This window comes from Leisingera sp. CC-HEC093 (assembly GCF_059429195.1).
On the sequence record NZ_JCAIJR010000001.1, the window covers coordinates 3,166,211 to 3,185,083 of the forward strand.

The window sequence follows — 18,873 nt, forward strand, 5'->3', positions numbered from 1 at the left end:
CTTTCCCTTGCTTGATTGGTGAAATGTAAGAACGGCGGTGAGAAAGTCGACCACGGTAGCGGCGGGATGATCCTGCTGCGGGCGGCGCAAAAGTTGTCCACCTTTGCCCTTCTTTTAACGGCCGGAGGATCTTCACCGTGGAATTATTTCGCAAGGTTCGTCTGGCGTGCGCAGAGGGCATGAGCCAGCGTGAAGCGGCGCAGCATTTCGGGATATCTCGTGACGGCGTTCGGAAGATTTTGGCGTATTCGGTTTCGCCTGGCTATCGGCGCTCAGCGCCGATCTGGCGGCCCAAACTGGATGGGTTCACCGGAATCATCGATCAATGGCTTTCAGAAGACCGGGAGAGACCACGCAAGCAGAGGCATACGGCCAAGCGGATTTTCGAGCGGCTTCGCGACGAGCATGGCTTCGAGGGCGGCTAACTGCGAGCCCTCTCTACCTGATGCTGCACTTTGCACGGATGTTCGGTTTGACCGATAGCGTGACAATTGTGCTAAGATTGCCGTCGGCATGAGAGGGAAGCCGACTGTACTGAGCAGTTCCAACACCACCAGAAAGATCCTCCAATGGCCTCATTTGGGCGTGATGGCGGCGCATTTCGCGCCATTCGTTCCACCCATTTGAAATCATTTGCCTCGCGGTTCCGCATGGTTGATTGCTGCCTTCTAAGAGGCGCTAACGGTACTCCGTTGCCAAGCATCCCTCGCAGGTGCAGCAGGGGAGCATCGATGCAATGCAAGCGTTCGAGGCCCGGCTGCCTAAAGGCTGTTGAGCGAGACGCTGCTACCGTCCGCTGCAGCCGCAACCTGGGTATTGGTCAGCGTCAGCTTCGCGCAGGGAGCTGCCCTTTGCAAACTCGGCCGTTTGACGCAACCAGCCGAGGGTTTCTGCTACGGCGCAGCCCGCCGTTCCGGCCATTCGCTGCGACTGCGAGGTTTTGGAACCGGTGAGTTCACATAGTGCCGTACTTTGCTGCCGCTCGTGTCCACGGATCCAATGTCTGGTCGGTATGGCACGCGGCACCAGGGAAACCAAAAAAACTTGGCGCCGGTCTTTCCGAGGATTTCACGATCCTGCATTCTCGGCTCATTGGGGTTCAGAAGACATAGATATCAAGCGCCGGGCCGGGCCGCCCGCTGCCAAAGGTGTCTTCGCCATAGTGTCGAAATTGAACCAGCGCCCAAGTCGCCGTGAGAGTTTCGGTTTGCCATCGACTGTCAGCCGCCCGTCTTCGATCGCGGTGGCCAAAGCGATGTCTCCGCGATAGACCCGGATCAAGTTTTTCAACGTGGCCTCCAGATACAGATCGGTCCCACCTCCGGGATCGGAAACGCATAGATCCAAGCTTCCGTCCTCGCACACGAACCAGTAGAATCTCTTGTGCTTCGGCTGGTCGGACACTTCGAGCCGAAGCACATGGCGCCTCGGTCCGAAGGCAGTCGGGTCCACCGAGTATTCCAATCCCCAGATCAAAAGCCCCAGATCAAGCTCGCCTTCTGCAAGCTCGCGCCGTGTCCACCTTTGCCCCCAGATACCAAGAGCTCCCACCAAGGGAAGAAACTCGACACCGGCATCGGTCAGGTGATAGGTCCAGCTCTTGCCCGTATCGCTGCGTCGTCGCTCTACAAGACCTTCGGCTTCCAGTTGGCGCAGTCGCTGCGTCAGGAGCGTTGCAGACATATGCGGCACGCCGCGGTGTATGTCGCTGAACCTTTCGGCGCCCGCGCCGAGGTTCCGGATGACCAGTGCCGTCCAGCGTTCGCAAAAGATTTCCGCGGCCTTGGCGATAGGGCAGAATTGACCATAGCTCTTCATCGCGGCCTCCTGTGCTAAGTGCATGATACCCCAGCTATTCCGTCCTGAATACTACAGATCGTGGAGTATCCATCGGCGGACCTGATCGGCACAATCGCTCCGAAGCCATTGAGAAGGAGGCTATGATGAACGTCGACACATTAAGCCCTGAAGCACGGATGTGGGGCCAGCCGGGCAAATCCTACGACGGGATTTCATTCGGGCTGTCCGACACCATTTCACACACGGTTCAAGCCCTTTGGCCAAGACCCGGCGAACGCATCCTCGATATCGGGACGGGCACGGGTTGGGCCGCCCGGCTTGCAGCTTGGCGTGGGGCCAGCGTCACGGGCGTGGACATTGCACCAGGTATGCTCGAAGCGGCCGAAACGCTGTCGTCCGGGTTTGATCCTCGTCCGGTTTTTCAACAGGCGGCGGCGGAGGAGCTTCCTTTTGACAACGGAAGTTTCGATGGAGTGATCTCGACCTACGGTGTCATTTTCTCAAGCGAACCGTCCAAGTCGATAACCGAAATGGCGCGGGTCGTTCGGCCCGGTGGGCGGCTGGCACTCGCGACATGGGCCGATGAGCCCGATGGCTACATTGCGCGCTTCTTCGGGCTGGTCGGAGAATGGTCCGATGCGCCGCCGCCTGCCTCACCCTTCGACTGGGGGCGTTCGAGCTGGTTGAAAGAGGTCGTCGGAGAGTGTTTCGAAATCGACATCCACGAACAGGTGACGACACTCTATGCACCGGATGTGACGACGGTTTGGAAGGAATACGTCAATGGCTTCGGTCCTGTCGCGGCTACATACGCCGCCCTGCCGCAAAACCGGCGCGACGCATTCAGAGCGGCGTTCGAAGACTTCCACCGATCGTTTGCCGCCGGGTCCGGCTTGGCGATACCTCGACTGGCGCTCGTCATCCGAGGAGTCCGGCTCTAAGCAAGGATGCCGCTGAACGCGTTAAGCGGGATTGTCGGCACGGCTTCCTGCGGCAGTCATTCATATACCGTGGGGCACTTCCGCATCCGATACTTTGGGTTCACTGCCGCCTTGCGGCGGCACAGCACCGAGAAACCAGCACCAGCCTGCCCCAAGCCGACCGTGATCGGCTCAAGCCAGCCCGGAGCGGACATGCGAATGAGGCACGCGGTGCTGGATGCTGCAGGCGCGAGGCTTGCCAGCCAATCCATCAATTGCGGACGTTCAATCAGGCACGGGCAAGGGCAAGGGCAATTCATTAGAAGCTTCGCTCTCGGCCCGAGAATTCCCCATTTCATCGCTCGGTTGACCTAACCGTAATTCGCCGCGCTGCCGAATTAGCATGTTAGAATTATGCACCAACGTCGGGTTGGTGTCGTGGAAGGGCGTGGCGGATCGGAGGGCCTATCATGGCTATTGCCAATTTACCCGCCATTCGCGCGTGCCGCCCAGCCTGGAACAAGGGGCGCGTTGTCGGTCAGAAGCGGCCGCTCCTGCCAAAACACGTCTGGGCCATTCGCGTCCGTTTGGAGATCGCCCTGAACCACAGGGATCTCGCCCTGTTCAACCTGGCCATCGACAGCAAACTGCGTGGCTGTGACCTGGTGAAACTGAGGGTCGCGGATGTCTATGCCTCGGGCCAGGTCAAGGAACGCGCCTCGATTGTCCAGAGCAAGACACAGCGGCCAGTGCGCTTCGAGATAACGGAGGGTACGCGCAAGTCGCTCTCGCGATGGATGGAGGAACCGATGATGGTCGGCTCAGAATACCTCTGGCCCGGCCGGTTTCACGATCGTCTGCACATCTCAACACGGCAGTACGCCCGTCTGGTACGGGACTGGGTGAGATCCATCGGGCTGGATTCCACATCCTATGGGACGCATTCCATGCGCCGGACAAAGGTGGCGCATATCTACAGAAAGACTGGCAACCTGCGGGCCGTTCAGTTGCTGCTCGGACATACCAAGATGGACAGCACCGTCCGCTATCTCGGCGTCGAGCTGGAGGATGCTCTAGCGATCTCCGAAAGCGTGGAAATTTGAAGAAATTGGGCCGCTTGCAAAGGCGGCCCATACCGGCCACTGATCGGGCCCCGTCTCCGCTGCGATGCGGCCCATCATTTCGGACCTTCGCTGCGGTTGCAAATTAAGGACGCAGCGAACTCAAACTCAGCCGAACGGAGCCGACTTTCCTCCTCACCGAAGCTTGACCTGTCTATAACTTCACACCTTATGAAAGCGTCAAAGGTCAAGAATCAGTGTTAGCGGATAGGGCGACGGATGTATCGGATTTCGGAATTGGCGGCGAGCGTGGGCCTTTCGCGCACGACGTTGCTCTATTACGAGAAGCTCGGCCTGCTGAAGGGTAAGCGACAGGCGAATGGCTATCGCGTATATTCCGATGCTGACCGGCAACGGTTGCGTCTGATGCAGCAACTCCAGGCAGGCGGCCTCAGCTTGGAGGAGTGTCAGGTCTGCCTGGATGGAAAGCTCGACCGCAAGATGCTGGGCCATCGGCTTGAGACTTTGGAACGCGAAATCGCCGAGAAGACGCGGTCGCGCGACCTGCTCGCAGCGCTCCTTGGGCGCGGCAGCTTGAAGGACTGGCACGAGGAGCTCGAGCGCGTGGCGCCCGAACTGCACCGCGCCTGGCTGATGATGCAGGGTTTTTCCAGTGAGGAGGCCGCGCGGGTCGCGTGGCTGTCGAAGGACATGAACACACACGACGACTACATGGCCTGCTTCATGGACGTCTTCTCCGGCCTCGACCGGTGGGGGCCGGCGACCGACGTCGCGACACGAAAGGCTCTCACCATGGTGCCCTTCGCGCCCAAAACGATCCTCGAGATTGGCTGCGGCCCCGGCATGGCGACGATGGTTCTGGCCGAGGCAACCTCGGCGCGCATTCTGGCGACCGACACAGACGCGGGTGCGCTCGACCGGCTGCGCGAGCGGTTGGCGACAGCGGACCTTGGCGACCGGGTGGCGGTGCGAAACACGGACATGGCGCAGCTGCCACTGCCGGACGCCCCGTGGGACGTGATCTGGTCTGAAGGCAGCGCCTATATCATCGGCGTCGAGAGTGCGCTGCGGAACTGGCGGCCCCTCCTGCGTCCCGGCGGCGTGCTCGTCTTCTCCGAAATGGTTTGGCGGACCGAGACACCGCCCGAGGAGCTGCGCGCCTACTGGGCCTCGGCATACCCGGCGATGACCCGCGTGCCCGTCCGGCTCGCACAGGCGAAACGCGCCGGCTTCCGCGTGCTCGGGCATTTCGACATGGGGCGAGAGGCGATGGACACCTACTACCGCCCGCTCGAGGCGCGCGTCGCTGAGATGGAGCCGCGGCTGGAAGGCACGCGGGTGCTGGAGGACCTGCGCGCGGAACTGGCCGCCTACCATGCCTGCGACGGGATCGTGAGCTTCGAGATGTTCATGCTGCAAAAGCCCTGACGGGCGGCGCGAACCGATTTCCCAACAACTGGCAGGTTCAGCCCGCCGATGGAGACATGACAATGAACTTTTCAACGGATTACGAGACACACGCCAACGCGATCACGGATCTCTTCGCATCAACTTTCGCTGCTTCGGAGGGCGCGGAGGAAGGCGCGGTGGTCGGCGCCCTTGCGCGCCGACTGATAACGGAGACACCCGCTAAGGATCTGCGCGTCGTCACCGCCTGGGCGGACGGCACGCTACTAGGTAATATCATCTTCACCCGCCTCACCTACGCAAACGATCCGCGCACGGTCTTCATGATGGCCCCTGTGGCGGTGTCCACTGCGCATCAGGGCAAGGGCATAGGGCAGCGGCTGATCGCCCACGGTCTCGACTTGCTCAGGCAGGAGGGCGTGGATATCGCCGTGACCTATGGCGACCCGGCCTTCTATGGCCGCGTCGGGTTCAAACCCGTTTCGGAGGCTGACCTTCCCGCGCCACAGCCGCTCCAGCAGCCACACGGCTGGATCGCCCAAAGCCTTACGGGAGTGCCGCTGACGCCCCTGCGCGGGCCTGCGCGTTGCGTTGCAGCTTTCGACGATCCAGCGCTCTGGTAGCCCGATGATCCGCGACTACTCCGCCTTCCTGCCGGATGCCGCACCGGCGCGACGCGCACCCACGGCGCTGGAACGCCTCGGCTGGGGCCCGGCCTTGGCCAGCCAGATCGACGTCGAAGCCTTCACCGAAACGCCCCCAGTTCGCGTGGTCGCGGTGCATCGCAGCGGGTTGCAGGTGGCGGGCGACGGCATCGACGAGACGATCCCGCCGGGACCAGAGGCAACCGTGGGAGACTGGCTGCTGCTCGATCGCGCGCGCCCGCGGTCGAGCAGGGTGCTGGATCGCAAGAGCCTGATCAAGCGCCGAGCGCCAGGCACCGGCCGCGAGGTGCAGCTGATCGCGGCGAACATCGACACGATCTTCATCGTCACGTCCTGCAACGCGGATTTCAACGTGGCGCGGTTGGAGCGCTACGTTGCGTTGGCTTTCGAAGCCGGAATCGAGCCGATGATCGTCTTGACGAAAGCGGACATCGCAGAGGACACTGCGCCCTACATCGACGGGGCACAGTCCGTGTCCGACAGGGTGCCCGTTGTGGCGCTGGACGCCCGCGGCGCCGAACCCGTTGAGGCGCTGGCCGACTGGTGCAAGCCCGGCCGCACCGTTGCTTTCCTCGGCTCCTCCGGCGTCGGCAAATCCACCCTGACGAACGCGCTCCTCAGCACGCAGGCCATCGCCACGCAAGACATCCGCGATGACGATGCCAAAGGTCGGCACACAACGACCCGGCGCGAGCTGCATGCCACGCCGAGCGGTTGCCTCGTTCTCGACACGCCGGGCATGCGCGAATTGCAGCTGACCGACGCCGCAGCAGGCATCGCCGACGTGTTCGAAGATATCCAGGCGCTGGCCGCGAACTGCCGTTTCACCGACTGTCAGCACAAAACCGAACCCGGCTGCGCCATCCTGGCCGCGATCGAGGACGCCAGCCTTGACCCCGCCCGGCTCGCCCGCTGGCGCAAGCTCCAAGCCGAGGACGCCTTCAACTCTGCCAGTCTCGCGGAACGCCGAGAAAAGGATCGTGCTTTTGGCAAGCTCGTGCGCAGCGCAATGAAGGCGAAATCGGATCGAGAGCGATAGGTCCAAGCCCTTCAAACCCGGTCCGTTTCAGGTTTGAAGCGGACCTCTGCCATGACACCAGATTTACGATGCGCGGACAAGTTCCGCGGGTCGTATCCCCTCCAGTCTCACCTCGAGCCAACGGATGTAGCCGCTGAGGTTCTTGCTGGCCGGACCACAGAAGGGCTTGATGAACCTCTTGTAGCAGGCGTGGAGTGAGTTCACATTCTGGATGTGATAGCATCCTGAGGCCACGCGCTTGCCGGGCTTGCTGCCGACCACAAAATGCTCCAGTTGGCGTGCCGCCGCGAGGTTCCTGTAGCCAGTCCCTCCGTCCGAGCAGAGCACGGCATCATCCGGAACCAGAGGCTTCATGGCGCGCTCCACGGTGGCACTCTTGCGGTTCGGTAGCCGCCGAAAAAGGCGAGAACCGTCACGGTCGGCGACCGTGAGGATGGGGAGTTGCCAGCTTGAGAGACCACGCATCATCTGCAGCCCTTGTGTCGTGAAGTCTTCCCAACGAGGGCGCGGCGGCCGCGGGACGTTCTGCGGATCGGCGAAGTGGCGGACCCATTCTCGAGACCCCTTTCGAGACTCTCGCTGGTAGGTCTCGTCCGCCTCGATGATCCCAGAAAAGCTCGCCGATGAGATGCTGCTCCCGATGATCGAAAACACCAGAATCCACCAGCGCCAGACCGTGTATTTGTTGAGCCCGAGCCGTCTCGCGAGCTTGCGCACCGACTGCGGTGCAGAGGTGCCCAACATATCCCGCAGCGCCACCATGAACAGGTCCGGGCGATGGATGCGGTCGATGGCGCTGCCCGTTCGTCCCGAATAAGTCTTCTGGCAACCGGTGCAGCGGTAGCGCTGGATTTTGGTCCGCGTGCGGCCCCACTTCTGGCGGCGCTCGTCGCCGCAGAAGGGGCACTTGTGATCTTGGTTTGTCCGTGCTTCGATCTCCGAGATCGCTTCCGTCTTTCGTCGGAGATCCTGGATTTTCGTTTGTGCGTCCTCGATCTGGGCCGGGTTCAGGTCTTCGAGAAAACGGCGAAAGTCGTGGTGTAGCAAGGGCATCCTCCGCGGGAAAAGCGGAATAATATAGGCCTTTCTTCAAAATAACGAAGCGCACCAACACAGTTTGCGGACACCCCCTTGATCAATGGGGAGTGGAATTGGGCAAGGAACTGGCCAGCGTCCTGGTGCCAATGATCAAGGGCGCCTCATCTGAGGGCAAGGACCAGTCAACAATTGCTCTGATCCGGAAATTGTCTGCGTGAATGACCCCTTGGATCACCCAGTGGTCGACGAACGCCGCCAATACCAAGGTGCCGGACATTCACAAACGGGCGTTGCGCACATTTTCCGTAATCTGGACCTATATGTTTGGCGCAGCGAACGGCTGCTTCCCACCCCGACCACCAGCTGTGTTGAACGGCCCAAAGCTGCCGTTGATCAGGGGCCGCGTCGCTGCAGTGCAGCTCCCCGGAAACCGCCATTCGCATTCAGACGCGGCATCGGTGCCGGTGCCAAGCCTGTTCATGCGAGAGCTCAAAAAGACAATTCGGCAATTATCGCAGTCTATTGTTTTTGAAGCCATTCTGAGAATGCAATGACACCTTTCCGGGAGACAGATTTTCGCGGGCGGACCAGAAAGTAGCCGTAGTCCTGCAGCACATGTGGTGACAGGCGGAACAGCTTATTCTCTTCCAGTTCCCGTTCGATCAGGGAGTCCATCAGGGCAATACCCTGACCGTCGATAACCGCCTGAACCCGCACGTTGGGGTCGGGGATAATCAGCGTATCCCGCCGCGTCTGGTGCGGCAGACCGGCGGCATTCAGCCACTCTGTCCAGGCGTCGCTGTCATCATGGTCACGCAGCAGCGTAGAGGTTGAAACCGCTTGTTCCCAACCGAGCCGCTCCACTTGTTTCAGGGCTGCGGCGTTGCCTGCAGGAAAAGCCGGACAGGGCAGGAACGGGGTAATTTCGCCGTCATCCCACTGCCCGCTGCCCCAGCGGATGGCGATATCGACGCCCTGCGCCTCCAGATCGAACAGCCGGATCATCGGCTGCAGCCGCAGCTGGATGTCCGGGTGATCCTGCATGAAGGACATCAGCCGCGGCGACAGCCAGCGGGCGGCGAAATAGCTGGAGACGCCCACCGTCAAGGTTCTGGTGGAGAGCCCCTTGAGGGCCAGGACTTCGGCTTCGATCTCTTCATAGTGGCTTTGGCAGGCCACCAGCAGTTTCAGTCCCCCGGGCGTCATCTCCACCCCGCGGGCGTTGCGCTGAAACAGGGCAAAACCCAGGTCTGCCTCCAGCGTTTTGACCTGATAGCTGACCGCGCCTTTGGTCATGTTCAGCGCCTCCGCCGCATCGGAAAAGCTGCGGTAGCGGGCGATTTCGGCAAACAGGCGCAGGGTGTCGTGGTGGCGGAATTCTACGGGCATGACGCAATCGTATAAAATTTCTGAACGCACAGGACAAATAAAATCGATTGTTGTGCGGGGATACTTCTAAAATATGGCCCCTGTAAATCATTTCAGGAGTCGAGCTGTTGGGAAATATGAACGCTGAAGGCCATATCACCCAGCGCGGAAAGTCGCGCCGGGGGCGGCTGACCCGGCATAATGCACCGCAGGCAAGGCCGGTGTATCAGCGCCGCCGGATTCCAGCGTATGACCTGCTGGACGAAACCTCGCTGATGAGCATCGAATGCCAGGCGGACTGGATCCTGGAGCACATCGGCGTTGAATTCCGCGGCGACGATGCAGCGCTGGCGCTGTTTGCCGGGGCCGGAGCCCGCGTCGACGGCGTCCGGGTCCGCTTCGAACCGGGCCATGTGCGGCAGCTCTGCAAAACCGCGCCCGCCAAATTCCAGCTGCATGGCCGCACCCCCGCCCGCACCGTGACCCTGGGTGGCGACAGCCTGGTGCTGATGCCCGGCTACGGCTCGCCCTTTGTCTCGGACCTGGAGCAAGGCCGCCGCTATGCCACGCTGGAGGATTTCCAGAACTTCGTGAAGCTCGCGCATCTCGCGCCTGCGCTGCACCACTCCGGCGGCACCGTGGTTGAGCCGACTGACGTGCCGGTGAACAAGCGGCATCTGGACATGATGCTGGCGCATCTCACCCTGTCGGATAAACCCTTCATGGGCGGCGTCACCTCGGCCCAGGCCGCCTGGGACAGCATTGAGATGGCCCGGCTGGCCTTCGGCGCGGAGTTTCTCGACCAGAACGCGGTGATGCAGGCCAACATCAACGTCAACTCGCCGCTGATCTATGACGAGGTGATGTCCGCATCCCTGCGCATCTACGCGGCGTCAAACCAATGCGTCTGCATCTCGCCCGCCATTTTTGCCGGCGCCATGGGGCCGCTCTCCCCGGCTGCGGTTGCCGCCCAGACCCTGGCTGAGGCGATGGCGGGCATTGCGCTGACGCAGCTGGTGCGCCCTGGGTGCCCGGTGGTGTTCGGCAGTTTCCATTCCTCGATGAACCTGCGCACCGGCGCGCTGACCTTTGGATCGCCCGAAGCCAATCTGACCACCATGGCGCTGAGCCAGCTGGGCCGCAGGCTGGGGGTGCCAGTGCGCTCCGGCGGCGGCCAGGTCACTGCCTCCAACGCCGCCGACGGCCAGGCGATGCAGGACAGCGCCGGTGCGATGTGGGCAACCCTTCTTTCCGGCGGGCATCAGGTCTGGCACGCGGCAGGCTGGCTTGAAGGCGGGCTGGTGATGTCCTACGAGAAGTTCGTGATGGACCTCGACCATTGCGGCGCGATGCTGAAGATGCTGCAGGGGTTTGGAACGGACGACGAGGCCTTTGGCCGTGATGCCTACGCCGAGGCCGGTCCGGGCGAAAACTTCCTGTCCACCAGCCACACCCTGCGCCACTACACAACCGCCAATTTTGAACCGCAGGTGCCCGAAGGCGGCCCCTTTGAAACCTGGGACGAGAACGGCCGCCAGACCGCTGATCAGCGGGCCGCCGCCCGATGGCGTCAGATGCTGACGGAATTTCAGCCACCGGAAATGCCGGAAGCCACCCGCACTGCCCTGAATGACTTCGTGGCGGAGCGCAAAGCCGCCATGCCCGACGAATGGTATTGAGAAAGGACCCTGAAACATGACCGAAGAACTGAGCCGCATCTCGGCGCTTGCCTCCCGCCACATTGCCCTGGGATCAGGGCTTGAGGACTGGAACGGCATGGGCACCGCCTGGACTTACAGCACCGACCCGAATGACGAGCACGACGCAGTGCGCGAGCGCGCCGGCATGTTCGATATGTCCCCGCTGAAGAAGGTGTTTGTCCGCGGCAAGGACGCGCAGGCCGTGCTGGATCACTTGACCACACGCGACCTGTCCAAACTGGCGCCGGGCAAAGCTGCCTACCTCTGCGTTTTGACCGAAGCGGGCGGCATTGCCGACGACGCCATTGTCTCGAACAACGGCGGCGATGAATGGATGATCGTGCATGGCTCCGGCGATACCATGGCGCTGCTGCAAGCCTCGGCAAAGGGCCGTGACGTTTGGCTGGAGTTCACCGACGACCTGCATGACGTCTCGGTTCAGGGTCCGGCGGCGCTGGATATCCTGAACGCACATTGCGATAACGATCTTGCCGGACTGGGCTATTTTGAACACGCTCCTGCTGTCCTGTTTGGCCACCCCTGCCGGATCTCGCGCACCGGCTATTCGGGCGAACGCGGCTATGAGATCTTTGCCAGCGCCGCGGTGGTTGCTGATATCTGGGACAAGCTGGCAGAGGCCGGTGTCATGCCTTGCTCCTTCACCGCGCTCGACAAGGTGCGGATTGAAGCGGGGCTGCTGTTCTATGGTTATGACATGACCGAGGCACACACGCCTTGGGAGGTCGGCCTGGGTTTCACTGTCAGCGCCTCTAAGGGCGATTTCCGCGGCAAAGAGGCGGTAATGGCGGCGAAAGGCCGCGAGAAGATTTCCAATGTCTGCCTCGCCATAGATCATTCGGACATGGTGGAGGGCGGTGAGACCTTGCTGCTGGATGGTGAAGAGATCGGGGTGATCAATAGCCCCTGCTATTCTCACCGGATAGGCAAATCGCTGGCGCTGGCACATGTCCGTCCTGGGATCGCCGCTGGAACGGTTCTGCAGCTTAAAAGCGAGACTCTTCAAACCGCCGCAACAGTGGTTGCCAGCCCGGTCTACGACCCGCAAAAGACACGGACGCATCAATAACCTGGCGAATTATATACAGCGGGCGGGCGTGAGAGACATTGGACCGATAGACACTTACGTCCGCCATTCAGCATTTTGGCTCAACGAAGGCGGTTACAGGAGTTTCCATATCCTCCTTAAAGGGCCGAAACGACCAGCCAAGGTCTTTCAATGGACGATCAGTGCGGTTAGCACCTTACCGGCACTGTCGGCCCAATCCTGACCTTGGTAACAGAATCCTGATGATGTGGTGCAGCCCGCCGTTTCTGCTGTTCGCCGCGACCAAGTCAATGGCTGCTTGCGACGCTTCGCGACCTCTGAATAAAGCGCACCGGGCTGAAAGCTGGCTTTCTTTACGTTTGCTTTTACGGCCTGCTTTTGCGACGGAACAACTGTGATTACGCCTTCGGCATGAAGGTGTGCATCTCAATCGCCGAAAACAAAGGGCTGGTTTCCCGTCCAGTCGAACGAACCCTGATCCCTTTCCTCTACCGCTTGTTTCCAGCCGACCTTTTCGACACGGGCCTTGAAGTTCATACCCTCCGGGGAATGGCGCGTAATGCCGTCGAATACAGTCGCCAGACGTTGAGTCTGGTTGATCCTCTCCTCGACGGCGGAATTGATCACCATCTTTTGCATGGCCAGCTGGTTGATGGGTACAGTTGCCATACGCCCGGCCAAGGCCTCGACGGCATCATCCAATTGATCTTCCGGGACCGATTTCAGTATCAGCCCCATCTCCGCGGCCTCGACGCCAGAGATTCTATCACCTGTGAACATCATCCGCTTCGCCTTCTCCGGGCCCAACCGATGCACCCACATCGCTGTGGTCGGGCATCCCCAGACCCGGGTCGGCATGTAACCAATCTGTGCGGTATCTCCCATGATTGTCAGATCTGCGCAGAGGGCAATATCCGACCCGCCAGCGACGGCGAAGCCATGAACCTTGCAGACAACCGGCTTCATCGCCCGGAACAGTGACATGAAGTTCTGAGTGTTCGCCCACATGAACTGGAAGTCCTGCATCGGATCCCAGGGCATCTCCTGCACCACCTTGTTGGGGCCGTTGCCTTCGGCGTAGTGCGCCAGATCATAGCCTGAGCAAAAGGCCTTGCCCGCTCCGGCCAGAACCATCACATGCACGCCAGGATCTGCGTCAGCCCGCCCTACAGCGGCGGCAAGTTCGCGCGGCAGATCATCGTCAATCGCGTTCATCACGTCCGGGCGGTTCAAGGTGATCCGCCCAATGCGGCCGTCTTTTTCATAGAGAACTTTGGTCATGTTCACTGCCAATCGCTGACGGCTTTGACTTCAAGGAACTCTTCCAATCCCCAGACGCCGCCTTCACGGCCATTTCCGGACTGTTTCATTCCGCCAAAGGGGGATCCGGGGCCGCCGAATTTGCCGTTCATTTCAACCATGCCAGAGCGGAGTTGCCGCGCCACCCGGCGCGCACGGGCCTTATCAGCAGTCTGGACATAGTTGGTCAGGCCGTAGGGTGTGTCGTTGGCCAATGCGATGGCCTCTTCTTCGGTATCAAACGGAGTCATGACCAGAACCGGGCCAAAGACTTCCTCCTTCCAAAGCGTCATGTCCGGAGTAACATCGGCAAAGACGGTGGGCCTGACAAAGTGACCCCGCTCAAGCCCTTCGGGCCGCCCCAATCCGCCAGCAACCAGCGTCGCTCTTTCATCGAACCCGCGTTTGATCAGGTACTGAATCTTGTTGAATTGCGTATCGGAGACAACTGGCCCAATTTGCCGGCCTTCAACGTCCGCCGGACCGATCTCGGTCTTCTCCGCAACGGCACGCGCAGTTTCGACAGCCTGATCATAGATGGAGCGTTCCACAAGCATCCGGGTTGGTGCGTTGCAGGACTGGCCGGAATTGTTGAAGCAATGGCGCACGCCGCGCGCGACTGCTTTTTCGTCTGCATCAGCAAAGATGATGTTGGCGCCCTTGCCGCCCAGCTCAAGGCTGACACGTTTGACAGTGTCTGCTGCGGATTTGCTGATAGCTATGCCTGCACGGGTCGAGCCCGTGAAGCTGACCATATCCACGTCCGGATGTGCGGTGAGAGCGCTGCCCACACCTGCGCCGTCGCCATTGACAAGATTGAATACACCGGGCGGGAAACCTGCCTCGTCAATCATTTCGGCCAGCAGCATAGCGCTGAGCGGCGCCTGTTCCGCTGGTTTCAGAACCATCGTGCAACCCGCCGCCAAAGCAGGCGCGACTTTGAGCATCACTTGGTTCATCGGCCAGTTCCAAGGTGTGATCAGAGCGCAGACCCCGACCGGTTCATGGAAGATCATGTCGCCGGGTGCGTGATCTCCCAAGGGGTACTCGAAAGCAAATGACTTGGCTGCACGGATGGTGTTCTTGAGATGCCCGGCGCCGGCGCCCACCTGTGCCGTACTTGCCAATGCAATGGGTGCGCCCATCTCCTGGCTGATCGCTTGCGCCATTTCCTTCGCGCGCCCTTTGTAGGCTTCCATCAGCCGTTCCAACACAGCGATACGCTCCTGGGGCTCAGTCGCCGCCCAGCCCGGGAAGGCAGACTTGGCCGCTGCAACTGCCGCATCGGTATCAGCAGGACCGCCCAGCGAGATTGTGGCGATCCGTTCCTCGGTCGAGGGGTTCTCCACGGCCATCTCGCGCCCGTCAACCGAGGCAACCCAATGTCCATTGATGTAGTGTTTTGTCATGATGTTCATGGCGTTCCCTTTCGGTCAGAGTTCATGGAAATCTCCAGCGGCAAAGCGGTCGCGGAGAATAAATTTCTGGATCTTTCCGGAACCGGTCAGGGGAAACTCATCCACCTGCACCCAGACATTCGGTGTTTTCTGCGGCGACATGTTTGCGCGGCAATGCGCGTGAAGTTCTGCCTTTGCGAGCGGTTTGCTGCTGCGGATGAACGCGCCGATCAGTTCACCCCACTTAGGGTCCGGCAAGCCGACGACTGCAACCTCGGCAACGTCGGGGTGCTCCAGCAGACAGCTCTCGATCTCCGCAGGGAAGTGGTTCTCACCGCCCCGGATGATCATCTCTTTGACACGGCCGGTGACGCTCACATATCCGCGCGCGTCCATCCGGCCCAGATCACCGGTATGCAGCCAGCCATCCGCATCCACCGTCTCGGATGTGGCCTTGGGATTGTCGTTGTATTCCAGCATGACGCAGGGGCCGCGGGCGCAGATCTCTCCGACCTCCCCTATGGCGACTGCACGGTTATCATCGACACTGCGGATCGAGACCTCGGTTTGCGCAACCGGTTGTCCTGCTGTGTTGCAAATGTCCTCAATACCATCAGACAGGTGGTGCTGTGTGATCACGGGGCAGTGTTCGGTTTGCCCGTAGAGTGTCGAGAACCCGGCCCCCATCAGGTTTTGCACCCTGCGGACCAGTTCCGGGGCAACCATGGAGCCGCCGCAACTGACCACCTTCAGCGCAGACAGGTCCCGCCGGCGTATTTCCTGCGCGTCCAGAAGCGCCACCACCATGGTCGGTACGCCAAGGATGATGTCAGCGCGGCACGCTTCAAGCTGATCCAGAACCACTTCCGGGTCGAACAAGCTGATCAATACCATCCGGCAGCCTGCCTGAAGGCATCCCAGCGTGACCATTCCACAGCCAGACGTATGGAACATCGGCATGACATTGACCCAGGATGTTTTTTCGGTCGCTCCGCACCGGGTGGCGTAGAAACGTGCATTGTTGACCAGTCCGCGGTGGCTGAGCACGGCCCCTTTAGGGAAACCGGTGGTTCCGCTGGTGTACTGGATCATTGCGGCGTCGCCCGGAGCAACCTGTGGCATAGAGACAGGGCGGGATCCAAAGGCAAACAGGGCCGGGCTCTCCATGTCAGTGACTTCCCGCACAGCCGGGATGCCAGCAGCAACGTCCGCCCCGATACTGCGCATTGGATTGCCGCGAAACTCCTCCACCAGAAACAAGGCAACCGCGCCGGATTGCTTCAGGACATACTCCAGTTCGCGCGCTTGAAAGGCCGGGTTCGCGGTCACCAGGACCAGCCCGGCCAAAGCACAGGCATATTCCATCAGCACCCATTCCGGGCTGTTGGGGGACCAGACGACGACGCGTTCTCCCGGAGTGAACCGGGTCGAGAGAGCCCGTGCCAGTTTCTCAGCCTCTGCCAGCAGTTCGCCATATGTCCAGCTCCGTCCCGGCGATCCATCCTGCCGGATCTCTGACAGGGCCTCGGAGTCTGGCCGCGCCTTAGCCGTCTCGCGCAGCATTGCTCCAATTGTTATCTCGCGTGTATCCATGTCGGACTGGGCCGGGATGTAGGACATCGTGAGGTTCAGATCATACATCGCGGAAATCTCCTCCACGGCCCTTGCCGCTGGCGAAACGGGTCGCGCCTTCGACACCTTTGGTGACTTCTGCCTTGCTGCCACGCCATTCCTGTCGAAGAGCGTCACGCACAGGCAACCCGTGTTGCGCCTGCACAGAACGGCGATCCGCGCGCATGCAGCTTTGGGGAAAACGAGCGATGTCGCGGGCAAGGGCTTCGGCCTTTGTTCGCGCGTCACCTTCCGGCACCACATATTCACACAGACCTATTCGCAGGGCCTCTTCCGCATCTACACGGTGGCCGGTGAGGATCAGGTCCATAGCGCGGCCTTCCCCAACCAGCCGCGGCAGGCGCACCGTGCCCCCGTCGATCAGCGGAATGCCCCAACGGCGGCAGTAGACCCCCATGAAGGCGGTCTCTTCCATCACCCGGATATCGCACCAAAGCGCCAGTTCCATTCCGCCCGCCACGGCAGGCCCTGACACAGCGGCGATCACCGGTTTGGACAGCTCCAACCGGCTGGGTCCCATGGCCGCCATCGGTGGTTCACCTTCGTCGGGAAAGTCGAAAGGATCGAGCGCTTCGGCCCCGGCAAGCGAAGCAGCGTGTTTCAGATCCCACCCGGCACAAAAGGCTCCGCCTTCGCCCCAGAACACGGCAACCTTGGCGCTTTCGTCTGCATCAAACGATTGGAAGGCCTCAAAGAGTGCCGTGGCACTTTCCGGATCCATGGCATTGCGAACCTCAGGACGGGAATGGATGACTGTCCAGACCGGACCATCCTTTTCGACGCGAACGCTCATGCCAACGGCTCCCCATAACTACCTCCGAGATACCGCTCCCGGATGGCGAACTTCTGCACTTTGCCGGAGCCGGTCAGCGGGAACTCCGGAACTTTCACCCAGACCGAAGGGGTCTTCTGCGCCGACAGATGAGCGCGACAATGAGCGCGCAGGTCGGCCACGTCCGGTGCAGTGCCGGACAAGATGAATGCAGCAATGATTTCTCCCCATTTCTCATCCGGCAGGCCGACCACAGCCACTTGCGCCACGTCCGGGTGGGTCACCAGAACGGCTTCGATCTCGGCTGGAAAATGGTTTTCACCGCCGCGAATGATCATGTCCTTGACCCGGCCTGTCACCCTCACAAAGCCCTGGGCATCCATTGTGCCCAGATCACCAGTGTGCAGCCAGCCATCGTCATCAATGGCGGCGGCGGTGGCCTCCGGATTGTCGTTGTAGCCGATCATCACAGCGTAGGAACGCGCGCAGATTTCGCCTGCTTCGCCGACTGGGAGCACGCTGTTGTCCTCCGGAGAACGGATCGAAACCTCTGTTTGCGGCAGCGGCTGGCCAGCTGTTTCCACGATCTGTTCAAGGGTGGCCTCGACCGGGTTCAGGCAGATCATCGGGCTGTGTTCCGTCTGTCCGAATGCGCTGAGCAAGTGACACCCCAGGCGGTCCCGCACCCGGCGAACCAGATCAGGCGGCACAGGCGCGCCGCCCGTCGTGATCACCTCAAGCGAAGACATGTCTCGCGGGGTCTGTTCGAGGGACTCCAGCAGGTTGAAGAGCATGGTCGGGACCGCAAAGCAGGTTGTGACCCCCTGTTCCTCAATCAGCCGGGCAAAGACATCCGCATTGAAACGCTTGATCAGAAGCATCTTGCAAGCTGCCTGGAGGCACCCCAGCGCCCCCGTTGCACAACCTGCTGTGTGAAAAAGCGGCATGAAATTGGCCCAGACAGAGTGCGCGCCGACTTGTGCCCGTCCGCAGAAGAGCCGGGCGTTGTTCACAAGGTTCTTGTGGCTGAGTACGGCACCCTTGGGGAAACCGGTTGTCCCCGACGTGTACTGAATCTGCGCAGCGTCATCTGGCAGCACTTCAGGAAGCACAGCAGGCCGTTCCCCAGTGGCGTAGAGAGCGCCCGCGTCCTCCAGGTTTACGATCTCGCGCAGGCGTTTGTTCCCACCGGTTGCTTCCAGCGCGATTTCAACCATCGGGTTGCCGCGGAATTCATCGACCATAAACAGGCCGGCTGCACCGGATTGTTCCAGCACATACTTTAGCTCAGAAGCCTGAAAGGACGGATTGGCAGTAACCAGAACCAGCCCCGCCAGACCGCAGGCATACTCCATGAATACCCACTGGGGGATATTGGGCGCCCATACTACAATCCGCTCACCCTGGGCGTAGCGGGAGGACAAGGCCAGCGCCAGTCGCTCAGCCTCTTTCAGAAGTTCGCCATAGGTCCACTGACGGTCGCAACTCCCATTGTCAGAAACGTCAACCATCGCAACTGAAAGTGCGTGTCTGTCTGCGATTTCCCGCAGCAAGCCGCCAACAGTGATGTTGCGGATTTCTGCGTCGCCCTGAGCGGGGAAATGTGAGGTCGAAAGGTTTGGCAGATACATTAAAGGCTCCCTGATACAGCAAGATCATTGCACGGTCTGATCGCTTTGAATAATATC

At 60.8% G+C, this 18,873-nt stretch carries 17 protein-coding genes and 1 pseudogene; 10 read left to right on the forward strand and 8 right to left on the reverse strand.

Annotated features, from left to right (window positions below; genetic code table 11):
- Window positions 1–137 precede the first annotated feature (137 nt).
- A pseudogene (locus AC5STB_RS15530) lies at window positions 138–422 on the forward strand (helix-turn-helix domain-containing protein); the annotation flags it as partial.
- A 667-nt stretch (window positions 423–1,089) separates the two neighbouring features.
- Here AC5STB_RS15530 and AC5STB_RS15535 read toward each other — a convergent pair.
- Complete coding sequence (locus AC5STB_RS15535; protein ID WP_495443707.1) at window positions 1,090–1,818, reverse strand: winged helix-turn-helix transcriptional regulator; 729 nt, start codon at window positions 1,816–1,818, stop codon at window positions 1,090–1,092.
- Between the two features lie 125 nt (window positions 1,819–1,943).
- On the opposite strand from AC5STB_RS15535, the gene AC5STB_RS15540 reads away from it, so the two are divergent.
- The 5 genes from AC5STB_RS15540 (at window position 1,944) to rsgA (ending at window position 6,913) form a co-directional block, all read left to right on the forward strand.
- Window positions 1,944–2,741 carry a class I SAM-dependent methyltransferase gene (locus AC5STB_RS15540; RefSeq protein WP_495443708.1) on the forward strand — a complete coding sequence of 266 codons (798 nt, stop codon included), beginning with the start codon at window positions 1,944–1,946 and terminating at the stop codon, window positions 2,739–2,741.
- Between the two features lie 449 nt (window positions 2,742–3,190).
- Window positions 3,191–3,823 (forward strand): tyrosine-type recombinase/integrase, encoded by a 633-nt coding sequence (locus tag AC5STB_RS15545; protein ID WP_495443709.1) that lies wholly within the window; start codon window positions 3,191–3,193, stop codon window positions 3,821–3,823.
- A 237-nt stretch (window positions 3,824–4,060) separates the two neighbouring features.
- Window positions 4,061–5,230 carry a MerR family transcriptional regulator gene (locus AC5STB_RS15550; RefSeq protein WP_495443710.1) on the forward strand — a complete coding sequence of 390 codons (1,170 nt, stop codon included), beginning with the start codon at window positions 4,061–4,063 and terminating at the stop codon, window positions 5,228–5,230.
- Between the two features lie 62 nt (window positions 5,231–5,292).
- Window positions 5,293–5,832 carry a GNAT family N-acetyltransferase gene (locus AC5STB_RS15555; protein WP_495443711.1) on the forward strand — a complete coding sequence of 180 codons (540 nt, stop codon included), beginning with the start codon at window positions 5,293–5,295 and terminating at the stop codon, window positions 5,830–5,832.
- Window positions 5,833–5,836: 4 nt separating this feature from the next.
- Entirely contained in the window at window positions 5,837–6,913 is a 1,077-nt protein-coding gene (gene rsgA / locus AC5STB_RS15560) for a ribosome small subunit-dependent GTPase A (protein WP_495443712.1), read from the forward strand.
- A gap of 63 nt (window positions 6,914–6,976) precedes the next feature.
- Here the strand turns inward: rsgA and AC5STB_RS15565 are convergent, their stop codons facing one another.
- Window positions 6,977–7,960 carry an IS1595 family transposase gene (locus AC5STB_RS15565; protein ID WP_495443713.1) on the reverse strand — a complete coding sequence of 328 codons (984 nt, stop codon included), beginning with the start codon at window positions 7,958–7,960 and terminating at the stop codon, window positions 6,977–6,979.
- Between the two features lie 47 nt (window positions 7,961–8,007).
- Here AC5STB_RS15565 and AC5STB_RS15570 point away from each other — a divergent pair, with 47 nt between their 5' ends.
- Window positions 8,008–8,169, forward strand: coding sequence for a phosphoglucose isomerase-related protein (locus tag AC5STB_RS15570; RefSeq protein WP_495444613.1), 162 nt, complete (start codon window positions 8,008–8,010; stop codon window positions 8,167–8,169).
- Window positions 8,170–8,505: a hypothetical protein gene (locus AC5STB_RS15575; RefSeq protein ID WP_495443714.1), complete on the forward strand. Its 336-nt coding sequence runs from the start codon at window positions 8,170–8,172 to the stop codon at window positions 8,503–8,505.
- Here the strand turns inward: AC5STB_RS15575 and AC5STB_RS15580 are convergent.
- The gene (locus tag AC5STB_RS15580; RefSeq protein ID WP_495443715.1) at window positions 8,471–9,340 is read right to left on the reverse strand and encodes a LysR substrate-binding domain-containing protein; all 870 of its coding nucleotides are present in this window, start codon (window positions 9,338–9,340) and stop codon (window positions 8,471–8,473) included. The two genes, AC5STB_RS15575 and AC5STB_RS15580, sit on opposite strands and share 35 nt — an antisense overlap.
- 116 nt (window positions 9,341–9,456) lie before the next feature.
- Here AC5STB_RS15580 and AC5STB_RS15585 point away from each other — a divergent pair, with 116 nt between their 5' ends.
- Window positions 9,457–10,998: a trimethylamine methyltransferase family protein gene (locus AC5STB_RS15585; RefSeq protein ID WP_495444614.1), complete on the forward strand. Its 1,542-nt coding sequence runs from the start codon at window positions 9,457–9,459 to the stop codon at window positions 10,996–10,998.
- Window positions 10,999–11,014: 16 nt separating this feature from the next.
- Window positions 11,015–12,106 carry an aminomethyl transferase family protein gene (locus AC5STB_RS15590; protein WP_495443716.1) on the forward strand — a complete coding sequence of 364 codons (1,092 nt, stop codon included), beginning with the start codon at window positions 11,015–11,017 and terminating at the stop codon, window positions 12,104–12,106.
- A gap of 405 nt (window positions 12,107–12,511) precedes the next feature.
- On the opposite strand, the gene AC5STB_RS15595 is transcribed toward AC5STB_RS15590, so the two are convergent.
- From AC5STB_RS15595 to AC5STB_RS15615, 5 genes are read right to left on the reverse strand one after another with little or no spacing between them, the layout of a single operon-like run.
- On the reverse strand, window positions 12,512–13,366 hold the full coding sequence (locus AC5STB_RS15595) for a crotonase/enoyl-CoA hydratase family protein (RefSeq protein WP_495443717.1): 855 nt from the start codon (window positions 13,364–13,366) through the stop codon (window positions 12,512–12,514).
- A 2-nt stretch (window positions 13,367–13,368) separates the two neighbouring features.
- Window positions 13,369–14,802 carry an aldehyde dehydrogenase family protein gene (locus AC5STB_RS15600; protein WP_495443718.1) on the reverse strand — a complete coding sequence of 478 codons (1,434 nt, stop codon included), beginning with the start codon at window positions 14,800–14,802 and terminating at the stop codon, window positions 13,369–13,371.
- A gap of 15 nt (window positions 14,803–14,817) precedes the next feature.
- Window positions 14,818–16,422, reverse strand: coding sequence for a class I adenylate-forming enzyme family protein (locus AC5STB_RS15605; protein WP_495443719.1), 1,605 nt, complete (start codon window positions 16,420–16,422; stop codon window positions 14,818–14,820).
- Window positions 16,415–17,206: a crotonase/enoyl-CoA hydratase family protein gene (locus AC5STB_RS15610; RefSeq protein ID WP_495443720.1), complete on the reverse strand. Its 792-nt coding sequence runs from the start codon at window positions 17,204–17,206 to the stop codon at window positions 16,415–16,417. The genes AC5STB_RS15605 and AC5STB_RS15610 overlap by 8 nt, the downstream gene beginning before the upstream one ends.
- Window positions 17,203–18,816, reverse strand: a complete 1,614-nt coding sequence (locus AC5STB_RS15615; RefSeq protein ID WP_495443721.1) for a class I adenylate-forming enzyme family protein — start codon at window positions 18,814–18,816, stop codon at window positions 17,203–17,205. The genes AC5STB_RS15610 and AC5STB_RS15615 overlap by 4 nt, the downstream gene beginning before the upstream one ends.
- Window positions 18,817–18,873: the final 57 nt, after the last annotated feature.